Source organism: Vibrio sp. Vb339, assembly GCF_902751245.1.
Lineage (GTDB): Bacteria > Pseudomonadota > Gammaproteobacteria > Enterobacterales > Vibrionaceae > Vibrio > Vibrio coralliirubri.
Genome location: NZ_CADDIS010000002.1, coordinates 409,225 through 429,435 on the forward strand (window position 1 = coordinate 409,225; position 20,211 = coordinate 429,435).

The following is a 20,211-nucleotide window of genomic DNA, read 5'->3' on the forward strand; positions in this document are numbered from 1 at the left end:
TGGTTTCTGTTTGGACTAGAGACCGAAGCTTATGCTTCGGTCTTTTTATTTACCCATCGGTATACTTTAGACCACTTTGGTCAAACAAATAGTTGGCTAAGTCATCCGTCGCTACTCCCTCAAATTCAATCGATACTGAATCACCACCTTTAGTAACGGTAACAACAGAACCACCATTACCATTAGATGAGACTGAGTCTTTAATATCACCTAAAAGAGAATCGATTTCAGTTGAGTTTAGCTCTTCAAATAGTTCAGAAAGGTCAATTTTATCGCCTTCATTCACATCAAAATCTTTGATGATATCAGCGCTTCCATCTAAGTCTCCGTCTAACCAGGCGAATAAATCGGCTCCTTCCCCACCGGTCAACGTATCGCTGCCTTCTCCGCCAAATAAGAAGTCGTCACCCAAGCCACCATCTAAAGTGTCATCTCCACCTTGACCATACAAGATATCGTTACCGTCACCACCTGACAATTCATCATCAGCATCGTTTTCTGACGCAGTGCCGAACTCTTCTTTGTGACTAGTGGCGTAATCATGAATCGTCTTAGCATCAACGTCAGCTAAACCCGAACTGAGTTTTTGAGCTACATATTCTTGGAGCGTTAGCTCTGTCGAACCGTCATCAGCAAACAGCACTGGCTGATCACCAAACAATATGTCATCACCACTTTGTGCGGTGATCGTATCTTCTCCCGGAACAGCCTGAACCGTATCTCCAGCGATTGCTTCAGCAAGGTCTTCAACTTTGATGTTGTGGTCAACCACTTTGTCTGTATCAAACATTTCTAAGGTGTCTTTGTCGACATTACCACCAAGGCCAATAGCCTGTACCGCAGACAAGCCAGCTAAAATATTAAACATGTGAACGGCTTGTGGGGTCACCTTATTGCTGCCTGTATCGGAAGCGCTGTATTTATCCCTAAATACAAGCTCATTACCATCAATTTTCAACGTACCAAGCCTAACGCGACTACCATTGTTATCTAGATAAGGTGAATATACGTGCGCATGGTTATGGCCATGACCATTATCATTATCATTATCATATTCAACAACCTTAACACCATTTACTTCTATGCTTCCTGATGGCTGCAAAGATGCTAGGTCAAAATCGGAACCAAGGATATCTTGTAAGCTTAGAGCTTCACCCTTAGATTTATCCGCATACATCCAGAACTGATCAAGTTCATCATCGTCCAAATCATCCTCTGTTGCTTGGTTAATTTCACCATCAGTGATAAAGAACGAATGATTAGTCGCGTCATTATCTGGTAGTGAATTAAACCAGTCTATCGCAGAATCGAAGCCAGCCTCATAGTTGGTTCGTCCTGAGTTGTCATCAATTATCGTGTTGAGGGCGTTCTCAAACTGAGTTTTAGGGTTAGCTGAACTCAAATCGATACTAATGACATGAGACGCATTAGTTTCAAATTGTGTTAGCAACACGTTCACAGTACCTGAGTTTTCACCGCCTGCACCTTCAACTAACTTATCAAATGCCGCCTGCAATTCAGGCTTAGCTTCGGCAATCGTACCCTGCATACTACCGGAAGTGTCGAAAATAAACGCGATGTTGTAATCCTGCCCTGGGATAATTTGCAAGCCTGATGTATCGCCGATGACAATGTTACTGTTTTCATCAGTAATGATGTTATCAGATCCACTTTCACCCATTAATATACTGTGATCGCGGACTGATGCAGAAGATGTGGCATAACTGTCCTGCGAAGTACCATCCACTTCAACCGAAGTTGCTGTAGCCTTAAGTTCAAAGTCTAGGTCGCCTTGGTACTCAGAAGGTACTCGAATCTGCACATCTCCAAGAACGTTACCTGCAGCGTCAATATCTAACTCATAAGTTGCAACACCATTCTCAGATAATACTGGCTCTACAGCCTCTCCATCTATTTCTAGCTTCAACCCTGAAGGAATCCCGGTTAGTTCAACTTTGTCGCTTAAGGTCTCGCTTCCATCGACATCAACAAGCGCAACTGACACATCAATCGGTAGAACTTGCTCTTCTAGAATTTGATAAGTGCCAGATTCATTGTCCAAACTCACGATAGTATCTTTGAATACAATCTGCTCTATCTCATAAAGGTGATCACCAGCTTCTTTATCACTAGCACCTACTTGGTCGGCCGTATCAATGAAACGTTTGTCTTCAACAATCCAATATGGAACTTCACTATGATCATCAGCAGGGAACCAACGTAAAACGTAGTCTGATATGTCCCCTGTATAAATAACACTGTCCACTTGGTTAGGATCATCGATCGAGCCTATACCTCCGTCAAAGTGGTCGTTATAAGCGCTTCCTATAAATGTATCACTTCCCTGTGTACCCGCCGATACATCACCGACAAAGTGGACGGGAGACAATGCTACATCATCTGGATTGCGCTGATCTTTCGCTATAAACAAATCATCTTTGTCAGTACGATCATCAGTAGTATCAGCGTTATTAATAACGTCTCCACTAGAGGTGAGTCCCTCAACAATATTACCCGTGTTACCCATTTCTAGTAGAGTGCCATTATTAAATAGATCTTTAATGGCCTGTTCGTCAGATGTATCGAAGCTAGGTTCCACTCGAATTGTTTTCAAATCACCGATAGTAATAGTAACAACAGGAGCATCAGCCACAGGCGTAATATCTACCGTAAGCGTATGTTCTTCTGACGTACCATTCTCGTTTACAGCCTTGAACTTAATTTCAGCGTAGTCATTCGATTTATTGCCTACACCTTCAACATTGAAGCCGTCATAACCAGATTCGTTAGCATCTGGATTAAAGCCTATCACGCCTGAAGTTAATTGAGCCGATGTAATCTGAGTCGAGTTTAGTGGCTGCCAATTTGGCTCTTGAACAGTGCCAAGGTTAATCACCAACGATCCATCGAGTGGTTGATGAGTTATCACTACATCGTTGCCAGACTCAATCCCAAAATCATCAATCGATAGCACTAAAATAGTATCTTCTTGTCCAAAGGCTTCCTTACTTTCAGCATCTGGTCCAACAGGTACTGGATGGACAATTAGCTCGAAGGCCCCATTCGAAATCTCACTGGTGTCGCCGACAATCTCGTCTGAAATAGCTTCAATCTTAACGCTATAAGTGCCTGGCTCATCAACCTGAATCATCAGATCAGCGAGCACTGTTTCGGCAGTACCATTTGATGTTAACCAAGCAGATATATCAACTTCACCATCAGCATTAACAACAAGCTCCTGATCTCCAAGTTTAACAATTGAACCTTCAGGCAAACCAGACACGACGAGTCTCAACGTCTCTGAACCATCGCTATCAACAAGCTGCGTAGTGATCTTAGAGACATTGATAAAGGTATCTTCCAGCCCTTCATTAATATCGAACGCTGGGTAATAACCACCCTCTAAGGATTCATGTTCAACCTGTGCCCCGATATTAACTTTATCCTCAAGCGAACTTACATCAGGAACAATATCGAAGTTGTCCGTGTTAAAGTCTACGGGTTCATTACCACCAACCGCGACACTGATAGTGGCATTACCTGGACCAGCCTCGTTGTCGTGGAATGCAGTAATTGTGTACCAACCAGATGCCGATGGAACAAAGGCTGAAGACTCATAGGTACCGCCTCCGCCCCAAGTTTGAGAGGCCATGGTTTCACCACCGACTTCAAGTCTAAATGAATCATCTGCATGACCGCTAAACACGTATGACTCACCAACAACTAGGAATACTAAACCAGTAAGTTTGCTCGAAATGTTTTCGATAGCTGGAGAGTTCTGAGTGCCAAAGTCTGGCGCCTGTGTAACTTCTGAAGTGTTGGCAACACCTGCAGACTCGATTGCTTGCTCAACAAGGTCTGGAGCCACTCCGCTACCATTGTTGTAATCAAAGTCTAGGTTTTCCCATTGCTCTAACTTAAAACCTTCATCTAAATCTACATTTGGTGTTTCTACAACTAACTTGGCAAGTGTCGTATCAGGGCGAATATCAATCGACATCGTCGTACTAGAGCTGATGTTGATGCCGTCAGAACTGTGGTAGTTAAACTCCGCATAATCTTGTTGATTATTGCCAGTTACTACATTCTCTTCATCAAACATTGATGTACTAGATTCATAGCTTACTGGGTTGAATATCAAGAAACCTTGTTCAACCTGCTCTTGGCTTACTGATACTCCTGTGCCAATCGTTTCAGTATTTAACAGAACCCATTCATCAGTAGATTCGTTGTACAGATACATATCACCCGCACCTGGAGCACTAGTGATAACAATCGACAATTCGCTGGAATCTGCATCAGAAACGTTGAAATCAGCCCACTTAAACGTAATCGATGAGCCTTGGGCTTGTGCCTCATCGCCAATGACATGTGAGTCCTGTACTTGCGGTGCTTCATCGTTATCAATGATCGTCGCAATACCTTGCTTACCACCCACTTCGAGCGTGAAGTTCTCATTTAACTCATCAATGCCGTCTTCGTTAGTTGGTACCTTGATGTCAAACGACGTTACTCCCGCAGGCACAACAAGCTGACCATTAACAAGCGTCACGCCCTCAGTGAACTCTACGTTGTCGGTGAAATCTTTGTTATCACCGAGCTCGGCAGAACCGGAGTTTAACGACCAGTCGAATCGAGTCTCTTGACTGCTTGTGTTAACTAGGTTCACGGTGAAGACAGCTACATCGCCTTCAATTACTTGTTCATTATTTATATTAACCGCGTTGTTCACTGTATCGATAATTGGAGCTTCATCGTTATCAGTAATGCTACCCACTGAGGATTCACCATCAACAGTCACGGTGTATGTTTCAGCGATTTCATGGAGACTGTCATCAATTGTCGGAATCAAGATTGCAAAACCCTTCACTCCAATTGGGACAATCAGCTTTCCACTTTGCTGATCATAGGTGACGCCATTAGTAAAACGAACCAGACTCAGGTCGAGATCTTTTTCGTCACCTGAATCATTCGCAGCATCCGTGTTCTTACCAAAAGTAACGTCCAACGCAGATTCAACAAGTGCACTTGAATCCAAAGTGACTTTAAAGCCAAGTTCATCACCTTCAACTACTGAGTCTGCTAGCAGGTCTACAGACGCAACACTAGAAGGAGTCGGTAGAGGGTTGACGATAACATTAACTTCAGCACTCGCGATTTGGCCATTATCATCAGTAACCTGATATTTAAACGTTGTTTCACCGACAAAATCATCGCCAGTTAAATCAAAGTATACGATGCCATCTTTGCTATACGCATTACCTTCCGTTTCACCGTATACATAGGTAATACGTAGATTGTCGCCATCTGAATCAATATCGTTATTTAGAAGCTCAGAACCGATAATGCCAGCAAGCTTCGATGTTGGAATCTCAAGAATGCCGCCTTGATTCACTGCATATGCGCCTTCACTAGAGGCTTTAAAACCAGTTAGGAAGTAATCTGAAGCATCATTATCATGCGTTGCTTGGTTGGAATACTCAGTTGCTTCAAATACCACAGTATCAAATGCGATTGGCGTACCATCAGGACCAAGCGGTGTTATTTCGTAAGTACCTTTATTGTTACCGTCTTCAGCAATAAACGTATCACCTGCAACCGCTACGCCATTGAGGTACGCTACCCAACTGCCTTGTTCATGGTTATCAGTGAAATCACCGTCATTACCTTCGTTTTTAAACAAGTTAGATACTGAAAATGTAAACTGAGTCGCAGGGCTATCTAAGTTGATTTCAAACTTCTCAGATTGCTGCTCTGCACGATCATATTCAATCTGAGCGCCCAATCCACCTACTTTGCCGGCAACACCAATCTTAATACCGCTGTGTGCAAAGTCTTTATCTTGGCCATTGAAGCTAGCATTTAGCTCAGCGCCTTCGGCCGACCATGGAGAGTCGTTGTCTTCACTGAACTCACCCAGTTTAACTTCGAAGCCTTGCGGATCGTTATTCGCATTCAGGTCACCAGACTTATCGATAGTAACTGTCTTAACTTCACTTTCGTTACCATCACTGTCTACTGATTTATATTCGAATGAATCTGACGCCTTAGCTTCAAGAGAAGTCAGCTCCCAGTTACCTGGTCCTTGTGTGCTTGCTTCCACCGAAACAATCTCAGCACCTTCAGGAGCGACAATTGTGACATTTTGATTATTGTGGGTATCCTCATAAAGGAAGGTTTGTTCTTCTGTGACACCATTACCATAATCAAAGGTGACTGTAATCTCAGCTCTTGATTGAACACTATCATCAGCATTTGGGGCAAACCAGCCACCCAAACCACTTAGACCAACCGTTACTGAATCCGCTGGACGAGAAGAGAAATCAATGTTGATTGCCTCGTCTTGGTGAATACCGCGATTAGTCGATGCAATACCGAAGCCCATATGGCCTTGCTGGCTGTTGTTCTGTACTAACGGCTTAGCGTCAACGTTATTTCGACCTTCCGAGGTAATGGTGACGACATCACCATTATCAAACTTCAGTTCGCGAGTATACGCATCTACTTCATCACCCCAGTTATGGAACTCTGCAGTGCTATGAGGGCCTTTATCTAATGTGGATGTATCATCAACACCTAAGAAGAAGCCTGTTGATTCTTGGTCATCTTCATAAACGATGTTGTTAGGGTTTGCATACTTTTGCCCAACTACCACTTCAACCTTGTTATTACCATCGACATAGTAAAGAGTTCCTGAATCAGGCAGCTCTGTGATGATCACGCCGAGATTTGTACCTGCGTCATTATCGTTATCATCTTCATCATCAGAAATATGGTCTGTACCATCACCTTCGATAGTCCCCATTCCGGTATCGAAAATAACTTGCGAAGAGCCATCTGCATTGAGAGAAATAGCGAAGTCTTCAGCTTTTGGCGAGTTATCATGGCTATCGTCAATAGCTACATTTTTATCAGCGCTAGACGTATCTAGCTTCTCAAATACATCGGTACCATCTTGAGTTACGGATACAACACTAACGTTAAACTCTTGTCCGACCTCGTATTCGTTGTCTTGTTCAGTTTGAATCTCAAAGGTCGCTGTATTTGTATTTGCGTCTACGTTTACAGTTATAACTTCAACAATATCTTCATTGCTCGCGTTTGTGTAAGAGTACTGAAGAGTAACCACACTATCTTCAGGCACTTGTTCACTTAACGTAATCGTAAATGGACTTGTCTTATCACCCTCAATAACTGAATCTGGACCAGTCAGGCCAACTGTAACGGTATCTTTGTCGTTTGTGTCTGTCTCATCGACAATCTTAGCTGTATCTGAGTCCTGTTTGTCATTTTCAACATACTCACTAGTTGAGCTAGCATTTAGAGTTACAGCTTCTTCACCCTCAAGCAATTTATCATCAAGAACCTTGATGAAGACTTCTAAGCTATCAGAGCCGCTAACAATAATAAGATCGGCAAGCTCCTGCTCTGAAAGCGCTTTATAATCTTGTCCATCTTTAACGTAGATCTTGTCTTCGTAATCGACACCTTTAGTTGCGGTATCATCTGCATGTCCCAGAGTCAGGTCTAGAGCCACGTTTTCTGAAACTAGTTCATTTAAGTTGATTTCAAAAGATAGGAATGCTTCTTCTGCTTCTGTAACTGGTTGACCTGCCGTAACTGTTAGCTCAGCAACAGGTAATACATCAACATTCACTACAACCGTATCTGTACCACCGTTACCGTCCGACACGGTAACAACAAATGAATCATCTCCATCAAACTCGTTGTTCGGAGTGTACTTCCACTCGCCCGTTTCAGGGTCGATCTCAACACTACCGTTTGTAGGTTGGCTCACCGTGTAAGTCAGGTCAGTGTCGTCAATATCGGTTGCAGTAACCTTACCAGATACAGAGTTATCCTCTTTAGTCGATACACTTATTTGATCAGTATCGCCAATCGGCACTCCATCTTTGACAAATATTGGAGCATCATTTTCTGGATTGACATTAATCGTAACCACGGCGGTATCAGTACCGCCTTTACCGTCAGAAACTGTGTAAGTAAACGTAGCGATACCATTGAAGTCATCCGCTGGAGTGTAACGAACGGTTTGAGAACCATCTTGTAGCTCAACTAACTCCACCTGACCGTATGTTGGATCAATCACTAAACTATCTAAAATAATTAACGTATCACCATCAACGTCAGAATCATTCGAAAGTAACTCGCTACTAGGGATGTCGAGAGTTACATCTTCTTGCGTCTGAAGGTTTTTAATCACTTCTTGAAATTTGATATTGTCTAGATAAGTCCCACTCTTGTCACCTTCAGTGCCAACTTCTCTAAATGAAAGGGTATTTGAACCATCGCCACTACCACCTAATAATTCCAATAACTGGGTTTGCATTATGTTACTTTCAGGGGTGATCGTAGCAACAACTTCGCCGTTCCAAATGACCTCAAGCTCAGCACTTGGCAATCGTTCGTACATTGCCGTATCAAAAGACAGTTGGTATAAGGTACCGCTTTCTACACCTTGAATTTGTTGGGTAAGGGTTACATTGTCACCGTTACCTTCCATATCAATCATACGATCGCCGTCTGTTTCATCAACAGCATAGCCTTCTTGAACTGAATCTAAAGCGCCAGTTCTTGCATCGTAGGACCAACCATCTAGTTGGTCGATTCGAGAACCCCAACCGGCATTTGATACCGATTCATAGTCTTCAAAACTACCATTGACGATCAGGTTATCACCTAATGCTCTTGAATCATCGTTCGCGATAGGGTCATCATTTACTGGTGTGACATTAACGGTCACTGTCGTAGTGCTTTTTTCACCATGAGTATCAACAATGGTGTATTCGAAAGTCACTTCACCATTGAAGTCTTGGTTAGGTTCAAACACGACATTGCCATCTATCAGCTGAACAGAACCGTTTGTAGCATCGGTTGCGTTGACAGAAAAAATGGTTATGTCATCCCCATCAATATCGAAATCATTGGCTAGCAGCTCACTACCACTAATAGTAAGAGCCTGATCTTCTTCCGTTATGAGTTTGGGTGCATCTATTCCGGTAACTGTAATGTTATCGATGAACGCACCAAGCGAATCAGATTTACCCGCACCAGCAAAAGCGATTAAAGTAGCATCACTACTAACATCAAACTCAGCATTTACTTGATACCAACCTTTGTTATCCGGACCATCTAGTGTTACAGAAATGCCTTCTGGAGCAGTCACTGTTCCATCCGCATGCAGCGTAATAGTTCTATTCCCAACAGTAAAAGTCATATCAGACGACGAGTTGCCGTCTTGGCGAGGGTTATAATCGAACTCTACCCTCAAAGAGTCTTGATCCGACGTATCTATTGATGTCGTCATCACCGTATTTTTATGTGGGTCTAGCTCTGCGTAAAAATCACCGTCGGTAGCATCAACAATTAAGCCGTCTCGCTCAATCTCTATACCATTAGTAAAGTCCCATACCTCTGATGGGTCTTTAGAAACAACCGTCCAACCCGCTGGGTTTGCCATATTTTCAAATGACTCGGTAAGCAATATGGTTTCTTGAACGTTTTTGTAAGAATCACTAATGGCTACAGGCGCATCGTTGACTGGCGTCACTGTCAAGTTGAACGTGCTGTCTACCGGTGTGCTGCCATCTTCGTTGCCGTCTTCAACGTTAACATCGAACGACGCCGACGTGGTTTCACTGCCGTCATGCTCGAAAGTCACTTCACCCGCCGCCAACTGCGCCACCGTGAAACTGCTCGACGCGACGCCGTTCACTAAGATTGTGCCGTTGCTCGCGTTGCCGACCGTGAAGGTCACACCGGTGTCTGTATCGTCAACGTCCGTATAGCCAAGATCTGCCGCCGTAATGGTGTAGCTGCCTGCTTCATCCATTTCACCCAACAGATCGCCTGTCAGCTCCGGCGCATCATTCACTGGCGTCACCGTCAAGTTGAACGTGCTGTCTACCGGTGTGCTGCCATCTTCGTTGCCGTCTTCAACGTTAACGTCGAACGACGCCGACGTGGTTTCGCTGCCGTCATGCTTGAACGTCACTTCACTCGCCGCCAATTGCGCCACCGTGAAGCTGTTCGACGCCACGCCGTTCACTAAGATTGTGCCGTTACTCGCGTTGCTAACCGTGAAGGCCACGCCTGTGTCTGTATCGTCAACGTCTGTGTAGCCCAAGTCAGCTGCTGAGATCGTGTAGCTGCCTGCCTCATCCACTTCCGCCGCCAAATCGCCTGTCAGCTCCGGCGCATCATTCACTGGCGTCACCGTCAAGTTGAACGTGCTGTCTACCGGTGTACTGCCATCTTCGTTGCCGTCTTCAACGTTAACGTCGAACGACGCCAACGTGGTTTCGCTGCCGTCATGCTTGAACGTCACTTCACCCGCCGCCAACTGCGCCACCGTGAAACTGCTCGACGCGACGCCGTTCACTAAGACTGTGCCGTTGCTCGCGTTACCGACCGTGAAGGTCACACCGGTGTCAGTATCATCAACGTCCGTGAAGCCTAGGTCCTCAGCCGTAATGGTGTAGCTGCCTGCTTCATCCACTTCACCAAACAAATCACCTATCAGCACTGGTGCATCGTTCACAGGAGTGATATTAAGCGTAACTTCTGCTTCGTCTTCCCCACCGTTCCCATCGGTCACTTTATATTTAAAAGTTGCCTCCCCGTTATAGTCGGTATCCGGAGTGAATGTAATTGTATTGTTTGTGTAGTCGACAAACAGTTCACCATTAGCCGCGGAGGTAATTGAACCGACAACAATTGAGAGCTCATCACCATCAATGTCAGTATCATTCGCCAACAACTCATCAAAAGAAATCGTGATAGACGTGTCTTCAGCAGTAACAAGTTTAGATTGATTAATACCTGTCACTGTAATGTTATCTAACAACGCACCATAGCTATCTGAAGCTCCAGCACCTGCAAATGTAAGGTCCGTAACGTCCCCTTGGACTTCAAACTCAGCCGTGACCTTATACCAACCATCTGCGTCAGGTTGCCCTATTTGGACATTAAGTCCGTCGGCACCCGATAGAGTTCCATCGGCGTGAACAGTAACTAACGTGTCACCGACTTTAAACGTCATGTCAGAAGATGAATTACCGTCTCGTCGAGGGTTGTAATCAAACTCAACACGCACGCTATCTTGGTCTGACGTATTAATACTTGTTGTGATCGCGGTATTTTGATGAGCATCAAGCTCAGCGAGGTAGTCACCGTCTGTCGCGTCAGCTATGAGACCGTCACGCTGAATCTCTAGACCATTTGTTGCTTCCCAATCACCTAGTTCATTGCCAGTTACTACTGTCCAACGACCTGTGTTTGTCATGTTTTCAAAGGACTCAGTAAGCAGCGTAGTTTCTTGAACATCATTATAAGAATCATTATTGGCTACTGGACCCTCGTTAACATTCGTTTCGTTTAGCGTCACCACGATCGTATCAACCGTGTCAGCACCCGAACCGTCCGTGCCCGTCGCCGTCACCGTGATGGTGTGCGTGTTTGCCACAGACTCGTAGTCGTTGGTGAACGCTGCCGCGCCTGCAGCCGTCAGACTTACATTACCGTCCGTATCCACCGTGTAGAACGGGGTCGCTTTCGCAGCATCATCCGCCGCGTACACGTTGTCGTCCGCTGCGATGCTGTAACTGATGTTTGAGCCATCCGCGTCGGTCGCCGTGACCGTGCCCAGCGTCTCGCCCGCTGCCGTGCCTTCCGCATACTCGAACGTATCACTCTCTTCAGTGAACTCGGTCGCGCTGTCATTCACGTTCGTTTCGTTCAGCGTCACCACGATCGTATCCACCGTGTCCGCACCCGAACCGTCCGTGCCCGTCGCCGTCACGGTGATTTGGTGGCTGTTGCTATCTAACTCGTAGTCGTTGGTGAACGCGGCCGCGCCTGCGGCCGTCAGACTCACATTACCATTCGCATCCACCTTGTAGAACGGGTTCGCCTTCGCAGCATCATCCGCCGCGTACACGTTGTCGTCCGCCGCGATGCTGTAACTGATGTTTGAGCCATCCGCGTCGGTCGCCGTGACCGTGCCCAGCGTCACGCCCGCTGCCGTGCCTTCCGCATACTCGAACGTATCTGTCGCTTTATCGATGACCGTGTCGTTGTCGTTCACGTTCGTTTCGTTCAGCGTCACAACGATCGTATCCACCGTGTTATCGCCCGAACCGTCCGTGCCCGTCGCCGTCACGGTTATTGTATGACTGTTGTCATCCAACTCGTAGTCGTTGGTGAACGCGGCCGCGCCTGCGGCCGTCAGACTCACATTACCGTCCGTATCCACCGTGTAGAACGGGGTCGCTTTCGCAGCATCATCCGCCGCGTACACGTTGTCGTCCGCCGCGATGCTGTAACTGATGTTTGAGCCATCCGCGTCGGTCGCCGTGACCGTGCCCAGCGTCTCGCCCGCTGCCGTGCCTTCCGCATACTCGAACGTATCACTCTCTTCAGTGAACTCGGTCGCGCTGTCATTCACGTTCGTTTCGTTCAGCGTCACCACGATCGTATCCACCGTGTCCGCACCCGAACCGTCCGTGCCCGTCGCCGTCACGGTGATTTGGTGGCTGTTGCTATCTAACTCGTAGTCGTTGGTGAACGCTGCCGCGCCTGCGGCCGTCAGACTCACATTACCGTTCGCATCCACCGTGTAGAACGGGTTCGCCTTCGCAGCATCATCCGCCGCGTACACGTTGTCGTCCGCCGCGATRCTGTAACTGATGTTTGAGCCATCCGCGTCGGTCGCCGTGACCGTGCCCAGCGTCTCGCCCGCTGCCRTGCCTTCCGCATACTCGAACGTATCACTCTCTTCAGTGAACTCGGTCGCGCTGTCATTCACGTTCGTTTCGTTCAGCGTCACCACGATCGTATCAACCGTGTCAGCACCCGAACCGTCCGTGCCCGTCACGGTGATTTGGTGGCTGTTGCTATCTAACTCGTAGTCGTTGGTGAACGCTGCCGCGCCTGCGGCCGTCAGACTCACATTACCGTTTGCATCCACCGTGTAGAACGGGTTCGCTTTCGCTGCATCATCCGCCGCGTACACGTTGTCGTCCGCCGCGATGCTGTAGTTGATGTTTGAGCCATCCGCGTCGGTCGCCGTGACCGTGCCCAGCGTCTCGCCCGCTGCCGTGCCTTCCGCATACTCGAACGTATCACTCTCTTCAGTGAACTCGGTCGCGCTGTCATTCACGTTCGTTTCGTTCAGCGTCACCGTAGCTTCTGATAAATTACCTAAATCATCTGTTAATACTATCTGGTAATCGCCACTGTTCGTGTCTTGCTCGAAGTCGTTCACCTCCGCCGCCACACCCGCTGTCGTGATGCTGATGTTGCCGGCCGCATCCACACTGTAGAAACCGTCTTCACTGATGGTGCTTAAGGTGCCGTCACTGTGTTTGAACTCGTATTTGGTCACGCCATCCAGATCGCTGCCGGACAAGGTGCCCACCACCGCGTCCGCCACTTGGTTTTCCGCATAACTTAGTTCTTGGTCAAAAAACAAAGAGTCGTCATCTACAGGCGTCACCCCAATATCAACAGTAATAGTATCTGTGCCTCCATTCCCGTCGCTAACTACAACGGTGAAGCTATCGCTTCCGTTGTAATTTTCGTCAGGCGTATAGGTCCAATTACCATTTTCATCAACGACTACAGATCCGTTTGACGGATCTGTACCTTTTGAGAATGTTAACGAGTCTCCGTCCGCATCTGTTGCGTTTAGCGTTCCGCTTACTGGGGTGTCTTCGTCGGTGGTTACTGAAAGGTCATTACCTATCGGCGTGTCATTTACGGGAGTTACGCCAACGTTAACCGTAATTGTGTCAGTACCACCATTTCCATCATCGACGATAACCGTAAAGCTATCGGTACCGTTGTAGTTTTCGTTGGGGGTATAAGTCCAATCACCATTTTCATCGACAACGACAGTACCGTTTGATGGATCGGTGAACTTAACGAAAGACAGCGAATCGCCATCTTCATCTGATGCTGACAAGGTTCCGCTTACTGGAGTATCTTCATCGGTTGTAAATGAGAGAGTGTCACCGACAGGCGAGTTATTGGTATCAACAAAGGTAGGGGCGCTATTAGTTTGCTCAAACGAACGGAATTGCTCTAGAAGGCTTAAGCTTTGAGTTCGAGACATGCCTAGGGCTTCAAAACCCGTAGTGATGAACTCAGTACCAGGGATCGTTTCTTCACCGTCTCGTTCTACAGTCCCACTAGTTGCTAAGCTTGAACCATTTTGACCAGCAGCGGTAGCGAACTCATCTCCTAACTCAGTAGGGTCTTCACCTTCTTCTAATGCGGCAAAGATATTTGCGATATCTTGGTCTAGTTCAACTTCACCGTCTTCAGGTGAAAAACGCTTAACTGATACCTGAGGTTCATTAGGTGTATTTTGAGATTCAAGAGTTACATCTCCAGCCTGAAGAGGCTCTCCGTCTTCAAGTACTCTAACCGTGCCATCCACTGAAATAACAATGCGCTGACCCAATGCAAGTGCACCAGTCAAATTCAATGCTGTAATGTCCATATCAACCCCTAAAACCAATTTTCGCTTGCCACGTCAATTTTGTGACATCTTATTTATAATATTAGCCAAAATATAACATTTAACGTCACATAATTCCTAGTTATGAATCGCGCATTTAACATACCGACTGCCAAGGTAATGACGCTGATCACATCACACAATAATGAAAGTGCTCACACTATCAATATAAGTTATTGTGTTTGCGAAAAATAACAGAGCTAAAAACGTAAAATTGACGTTCTTAAAATCATCATAAAACGCACAGCAAACTGTTAACAACTTTACAACCATTTACGGTAGCTTCTCGAGCGAACGTTATTTTTTTGGCGGTTCATCTAAATTTCGTATCTAGCACATTAAAAAGCGTAGGTTTAGATGCAGTCCAATTTGGAGAGATGGAAATTGAATTACATTCAAACGACAACATTAGGGTTAGCTATAGCGCTAAGTTTGCCGACAACAGCACAAACCTTAGAGCAAGCCGTTGCGTTTACTTTAGAAAGCAACCCTGAAATCAAAAGTGCTTATAACGAATATATCAGTAAGCGTTATCTTAACGACGCTTCTGGTGGTGCTTATCGACCAAGTATAGACTTAGATGGTGGGATTGGTTATGAACATACTGATCTTGTAACCAACCAAGACACTACCGATCTGACTAGAAAAGAAGCAACGATCACGTTAACCCAGTTGATATGGGATGGTGCTAATACATCCAATGATATCGACCGTACTGCCGCTGATGCAGAGTCTGTGCGCTATCAACTACTATCTAACGCGCAAGACATCGCTTTAGAAGTCACAAAGGTTTATCTTGACGCAGTGAAAGCCTATGAAGTGCTTTCTCTTTCGGAAAGTAACTTAGCGACCCACAAAGAGATATATAACGATATTCGTAAGCGCGTGGAGTCAGGTATTGGTTCAACCGCAGATATGTCACAAGTTGAAGCTCGTATTGCGAAAGCGCACGGGAATTTGCTTGCTGCTCAAAACAACCTTTTTGATACACATACACAGTTTAAAAGAATTGTTGGTCAATCTCCGTTAGGGTTAACCTTCCCTCGCGCAGATGTGGGCGCGATTCCTTATACCGTTGATGGTGCGTTGGCAAAAGCGTTTAACCAGCACCCAGTCATTAAGATTGCACAAGCCGATGTTGACTCGGCGAAGTTCCAGTACAAACAATCCAAAAGCACCAACTACCCGACCGTTTCTTTTGAAGCCGCTCAAACTTGGCGTGATGACGCCGGTGGCACAGAAGGCAGCAGCGATGAGTTTTCTGCCATGGTTCGTTTAAGATACAACCTTTACAATGGTGGTTCGGATCAAGACCGCGCAGAAAGTGCAGCCTACCAACTCAACAAAGCCAAGGACCTTCGCGAAAGTACTTACCGCAATGTAGAAGAGAGTCTGCGTCTTTCATGGAGCGCACTTGATTTAACGGTTCAGCAAAAAGAGTTCCTATCTGACCACGTAGACTCGGCATCAGACACGGTAATCTCATATGAGAAACAATACCGCATCGGTAAACGTACCCTTCTCGACTTGCTTAACACCGAGAATGAATTATTCGAAGCTCGTAAAGGCTATTTAGATGCTAAGTATGACGAGCAATACGCAAAATATCGCGTAATGAACGCAACTGGTAACCTACTCATCGGTTTACGAGTTGAGATCCCAGAAGAATGGAATGAAAAGGTGGAATATTAATGAAGCTTACCAACACAGTATTATCGCTTTGCTTCATGGTTGTATCTGCCAATGCTTTAGCTGAAAACAACGAAGATGAATTCGAATATCGCGCTCTACCGCCGGTCACTCAAATTTACGATCTTCAAGATGATGACAACGACGGTGTAATCAACGCGCGAGATTTATGTCCCGATACGCAAATTGGTGCCGAGATCGATAACGACGGTTGTGGTTCATATTTCGAGTCATCGGAAAAGAAAGAGCTACATATACTCTTCGCTAATAATTCCACGGAAATAAACCCTGTCTTTCTAGGGCAGATACGCCAAATGGCTGCGTTTTTGAAGCGCTACGAGAGTACCAGCATTGAATTGCAAGGTTATGCCAGTAAAGTAGGTAACGCGGCACACAACCTAAAGCTTTCGAAGGAACGTGCATCGCATGTAAGACGTGCGCTAATCAGCAACGGTATTCAGCCATCTAGAGTCAACATCGTCGGTCACGGTGATTCTGAATTCAGCAGCGATGACACTCAAATCAATCACGCACTGCATCGAAAAGTTGTTGCTTCGGTTGTTGGATTTAAGGGTAATATCAAAGAAGAATGGCACATCTTCACCAAAATTAAAAAGTAGGCGTACCCTGCTTTTACCATACTGAAACGTTATCTTAAGTTAACCTTTCAGTATGGTGATAATTCCTTGAATAGCATATACCTAAGCCGTCTATAATGTTAATCTTGCCACGTTATCAACATAGAGAATTAATCCATGAGCAAACTAACAGCTGATACTCAAGCAAATCTAGAACTTTTCGTTTCTGAAACACAAGAAACTAAACTGGTATGGGGCCTTCGCAACGAAGAAGGTTGGCTAGCATGTGACTCAAGTGAATTCGAAAACAGCGAAGTGATGCCATTCTGGTCTTCAAAAGAAGATGCTCAAACTCACAACGTTGAGGAGTGGGCAGACTTCGAAGTATTAGAAATTCCATTAGATATCTTTGTAGAAGATTGGTTACTGACTCTTGCTGAGGACGGCGTTCTTGTTGGTACTAACTGGAATGCAACATTAGAAGGCAAAGAACTTGAGCCTTCTGACCTAGCGAAATTATACATCTAATTTCCGATATCGGTCGCGCGAGTCGTGCGACCGATATATCTCTGATTAGTATCAATAAATTAGAGACTTACCTCGCATAACCTCGTAGCCGCATCATTCAAAATTTGAAGCAACATCAAACTAATAATAGAATATCGTTCTTTATCTGATTGATCGTCTCTTGTGAATCACTTCGTTTTTGTTACCTTTCTACTATTCATTAGCTTTTGTTCTTATAGCCAAGTATCAACATCAGATCGTGACCACAATTCACCAGTCTATACCTCCAATTTAAGCTCTACTCCAAATGCTGATTGGAACGCGCTTTATCTCTCTACTTTAAACCACTCTCCTGAGCGCGCATTAAACATGCTGCAAACACGCTACATCGGGTCAACGGTTTATGGAGATAAGCTTTACCTTGCGTCTCTTCTGTATCAATACATGAGCCACCGAGATCAGCCGTTTTACGGAATCGCTTCAAACGACAGCGACTACCAAGCGATAGAAACAGTGTTTATTTCTGCTCTGATGAAAGATGGCAAAGGCCAATATGAACAAGCACAACAAGGCTTTCTAACACTTTTGGCGAAAATGCAATCTCGTGGTGATTTAACTGGAAAAGCCTTACTAAAATACCAGCTATGCCGATCGCTTAACGAGCAAGCTAAATACCATCAAGCTAACTATTACTGCTCTGCCCTTCAGTCAGATTTACATGACATCGCTGACCCTGTATTACCAAAATTCGGGACTTATCGAGTCATCGCCAACAATCACCATTTCCGCAGTGACTATCAAGCTGCACTAGACACCTACCTATCACTAATAAATGTATTTCCACAAGGACATGATATTTCAGGGGTTTACAACGATGTGGGTAACTTGCTCAAAGAATTAAAGCAATATGAAAAATCGGCGGAGTATCTAGAGCAAGCTCTAGCTCTCAGAGCAAACGCTTCAGATTTAATGAAAGCACAAGTGCATCACAGCCTTGCGGATCTCTACCTTAACCAAGAGCAAAGTGACCTAGCAATTCACCACTTTCAGGCAGCAAAAACACTGTTGAGATCATCGTCGCATAGCTACGGTATCGCACTCACAAGTCTTGGCTTGGGAAAAGCATACACTCAAACGAAAGACTATGATGTGGCGAGAGCCTACCTAATCGAGTCTCTTTCAGCTTCGAGCGAACTGAGTAATGATGTCATTCGCATCAATGCTTACTTGGCGATCAGCGATATATTCGAGGAACAGAAACTGCCAACTGAAGCGCTCAACTATGCTCAACAAGCGCTAGAAATAGCAGAACAAGTCACAAGGCATAAATACATCGCGCAGTCACTTTTGCAGCTTTCTGATATTCATCAATCACTCGGCGATTACCAACAAGCTTTCTATTTCTACCAGCGATACTCGTCAATACAAATGGAAGCTAGAGATATCGACAATCGACTCGCACTCGAAGCGCTCGGCCTGACGCACGCCAAATATGAACAGAAACTGGAAAGCTCTTTCCTGACACATCAGGCGAAGCTCGACCGCGTTCAAATTGAAAAAATGGAACATCAAAGATGGATGTACAACATCGTTGTTATTTTGTTGCTTTGCGCTGCAAGCTTTACGGTATTGGTCAACAAAACGGTTCGCGCAAAAGCAGCAATTGATGGCTTAACGAAAGCATATAGCCGAACTGAGATAATTCGAAGAATCAAAAGAGTGAAACGCTGTAAAGGGACGGACAAACAGCATGTGCTCGTGCTGCTCGATCTCGATAAGTTTAAGAAGATTAATGATCAGCATGGGCACCCTACCGGTGATCTAGCACTGGTCCATATTAGCGATCAAATTAGAAAACACTTAGTGAATGGTGAATTGTTTGGTCGCTTAGGGGGTGAAGAATTTGTCATCATGCTAACCGATACCAAACCAACAGAGGTACGAGAACGCGTTGAAGAGTTGCACTACGCCATTTCAAGTACTGTCTTCTTATCAGAAAGCAAAAAGTCACTTAATGTGACCGCGAGTTTTGCTTATCTAGCAACCTCAAACGCATTAAGTGACTTTGATGACTTGTATTCAGTGCTTGACCAAGCGCTCTATCAAGCCAAAAGCAACGGTCGAAACTGTATTATTGATGCATATAACGAACCGATTGATTTACCTGAGATTATTTATTCTCAGCCTGTTTGCGAACCAACTCAGCCATAATGCTTTCGCGATCACCGAGGTAATCGTTAAGGCCAACTTTACGTAGTTCACATGCCGGACAATCGCCACAGCCATCACCAACAATGCCGTTGTAACAAGTCAGTGTTTTGTTTCTAACAAGTTCAAGTGCTGAGTACTGGTCTGCTAGCGCCCATGTCTCAGCCTTGTTTAACCACATTAGCGGTGTTTTGATATCAAGCTGCTTATCCATACCTTGTACAAGTGCAGAGTTCATCGCCTTCACAAAGTCATTACGGCAATCAGGGTAACCAGAAAAGTCTGTTTCACACACACCGGTAATCACGGTTTCAGCACCGATTTGGTAAGCGTAAATACCCGCTAGAGTTAAAAATAGAATATTACGACCAGGAACGAATGAGTTCGGCAGCCCATTCTCTTGCAGCTCATGAGACACAGGAATATCGTCACGAGTCAGAGAGCTGATAGCCAGTTCATTCAACAGAGTCACATCCATCACTTTGTGCCCTTTCACACCAAGCTCTTTCGACAATGACTCCGCAACTCCAATCTCGAGTCTATGGCGCTGACCATAATCAAACGTAATCGCATGAACTTCATCATACTCTTTTAATGCCTGAACAAGACACGTTGTTGAGTCTTGACCACCACTGAATACTACCACTGCTTTTTTCATCTTAAATCCTTACGAGAACCTTCTACTGG

6 protein-coding genes are annotated in these 20,211 nt (G+C 45.3%); 4 read left to right on the forward strand and 2 right to left on the reverse strand.

The window, feature by feature from the left end:
- Window positions 1–49: 49 nt before the first annotated feature.
- Window positions 50–14,524 (reverse strand): tandem-95 repeat protein, encoded by a 14,475-nt coding sequence (locus HRQ85_RS26230; protein ID WP_253918851.1) that lies wholly within the window; start codon window positions 14,522–14,524, stop codon window positions 50–52.
- A gap of 402 nt (window positions 14,525–14,926) precedes the next feature.
- On the opposite strand from HRQ85_RS26230, the gene HRQ85_RS10735 reads away from it, so the two are divergent.
- From HRQ85_RS10735 to HRQ85_RS10750, 4 genes are all read left to right on the forward strand, one after another.
- Window positions 14,927–16,234 carry a TolC family outer membrane protein gene (locus HRQ85_RS10735; RefSeq protein ID WP_172379577.1) on the forward strand — a complete coding sequence of 436 codons (1,308 nt, stop codon included), beginning with the start codon at window positions 14,927–14,929 and terminating at the stop codon, window positions 16,232–16,234.
- Window positions 16,234–16,851, forward strand: a complete 618-nt coding sequence (locus HRQ85_RS10740; RefSeq protein WP_048606859.1) for an OmpA family protein — start codon at window positions 16,234–16,236, stop codon at window positions 16,849–16,851. Before HRQ85_RS10735 ends, HRQ85_RS10740 begins: the two co-directional genes overlap by 1 nt.
- A 135-nt stretch (window positions 16,852–16,986) precedes the next feature.
- Entirely contained in the window at window positions 16,987–17,337 is a 351-nt protein-coding gene (locus HRQ85_RS10745; RefSeq protein WP_017062305.1) for a DUF2750 domain-containing protein, read from the forward strand.
- A gap of 162 nt (window positions 17,338–17,499) precedes the next feature.
- Window positions 17,500–19,527, forward strand: coding sequence for a diguanylate cyclase (locus tag HRQ85_RS10750; RefSeq protein ID WP_172379578.1), 2,028 nt, complete (start codon window positions 17,500–17,502; stop codon window positions 19,525–19,527).
- Here HRQ85_RS10750 and queC read toward each other — a convergent pair.
- Window positions 19,487–20,182 carry a 7-cyano-7-deazaguanine synthase QueC gene (gene queC, locus HRQ85_RS10755; protein WP_172379579.1) on the reverse strand — a complete coding sequence of 232 codons (696 nt, stop codon included), beginning with the start codon at window positions 20,180–20,182 and terminating at the stop codon, window positions 19,487–19,489. The two genes, HRQ85_RS10750 and queC, sit on opposite strands and share 41 nt — an antisense overlap.
- Between the last annotated feature and the right edge of the window lie 29 nt (window positions 20,183–20,211).

Bases quoted from the DNA above. Each gene is read 5' to 3' on its own strand.
- HRQ85_RS10740 (WP_048606859.1), top strand. From the start codon at position 16,234: ATGAAGCTTACCAACACAGTATTATCGCTTTGCTTCATGGTTGTATCT.
- HRQ85_RS10745 (WP_017062305.1), top strand. From the start codon at position 16,987: ATGAGCAAACTAACAGCTGATACTCAAGCAAATCTAGAACTTTTCGTT.
- queC (WP_172379579.1), bottom strand. From the start codon at position 20,182: ATGAAAAAAGCAGTGGTAGTATTCAGTGGTGGTCAAGACTCAACAACG.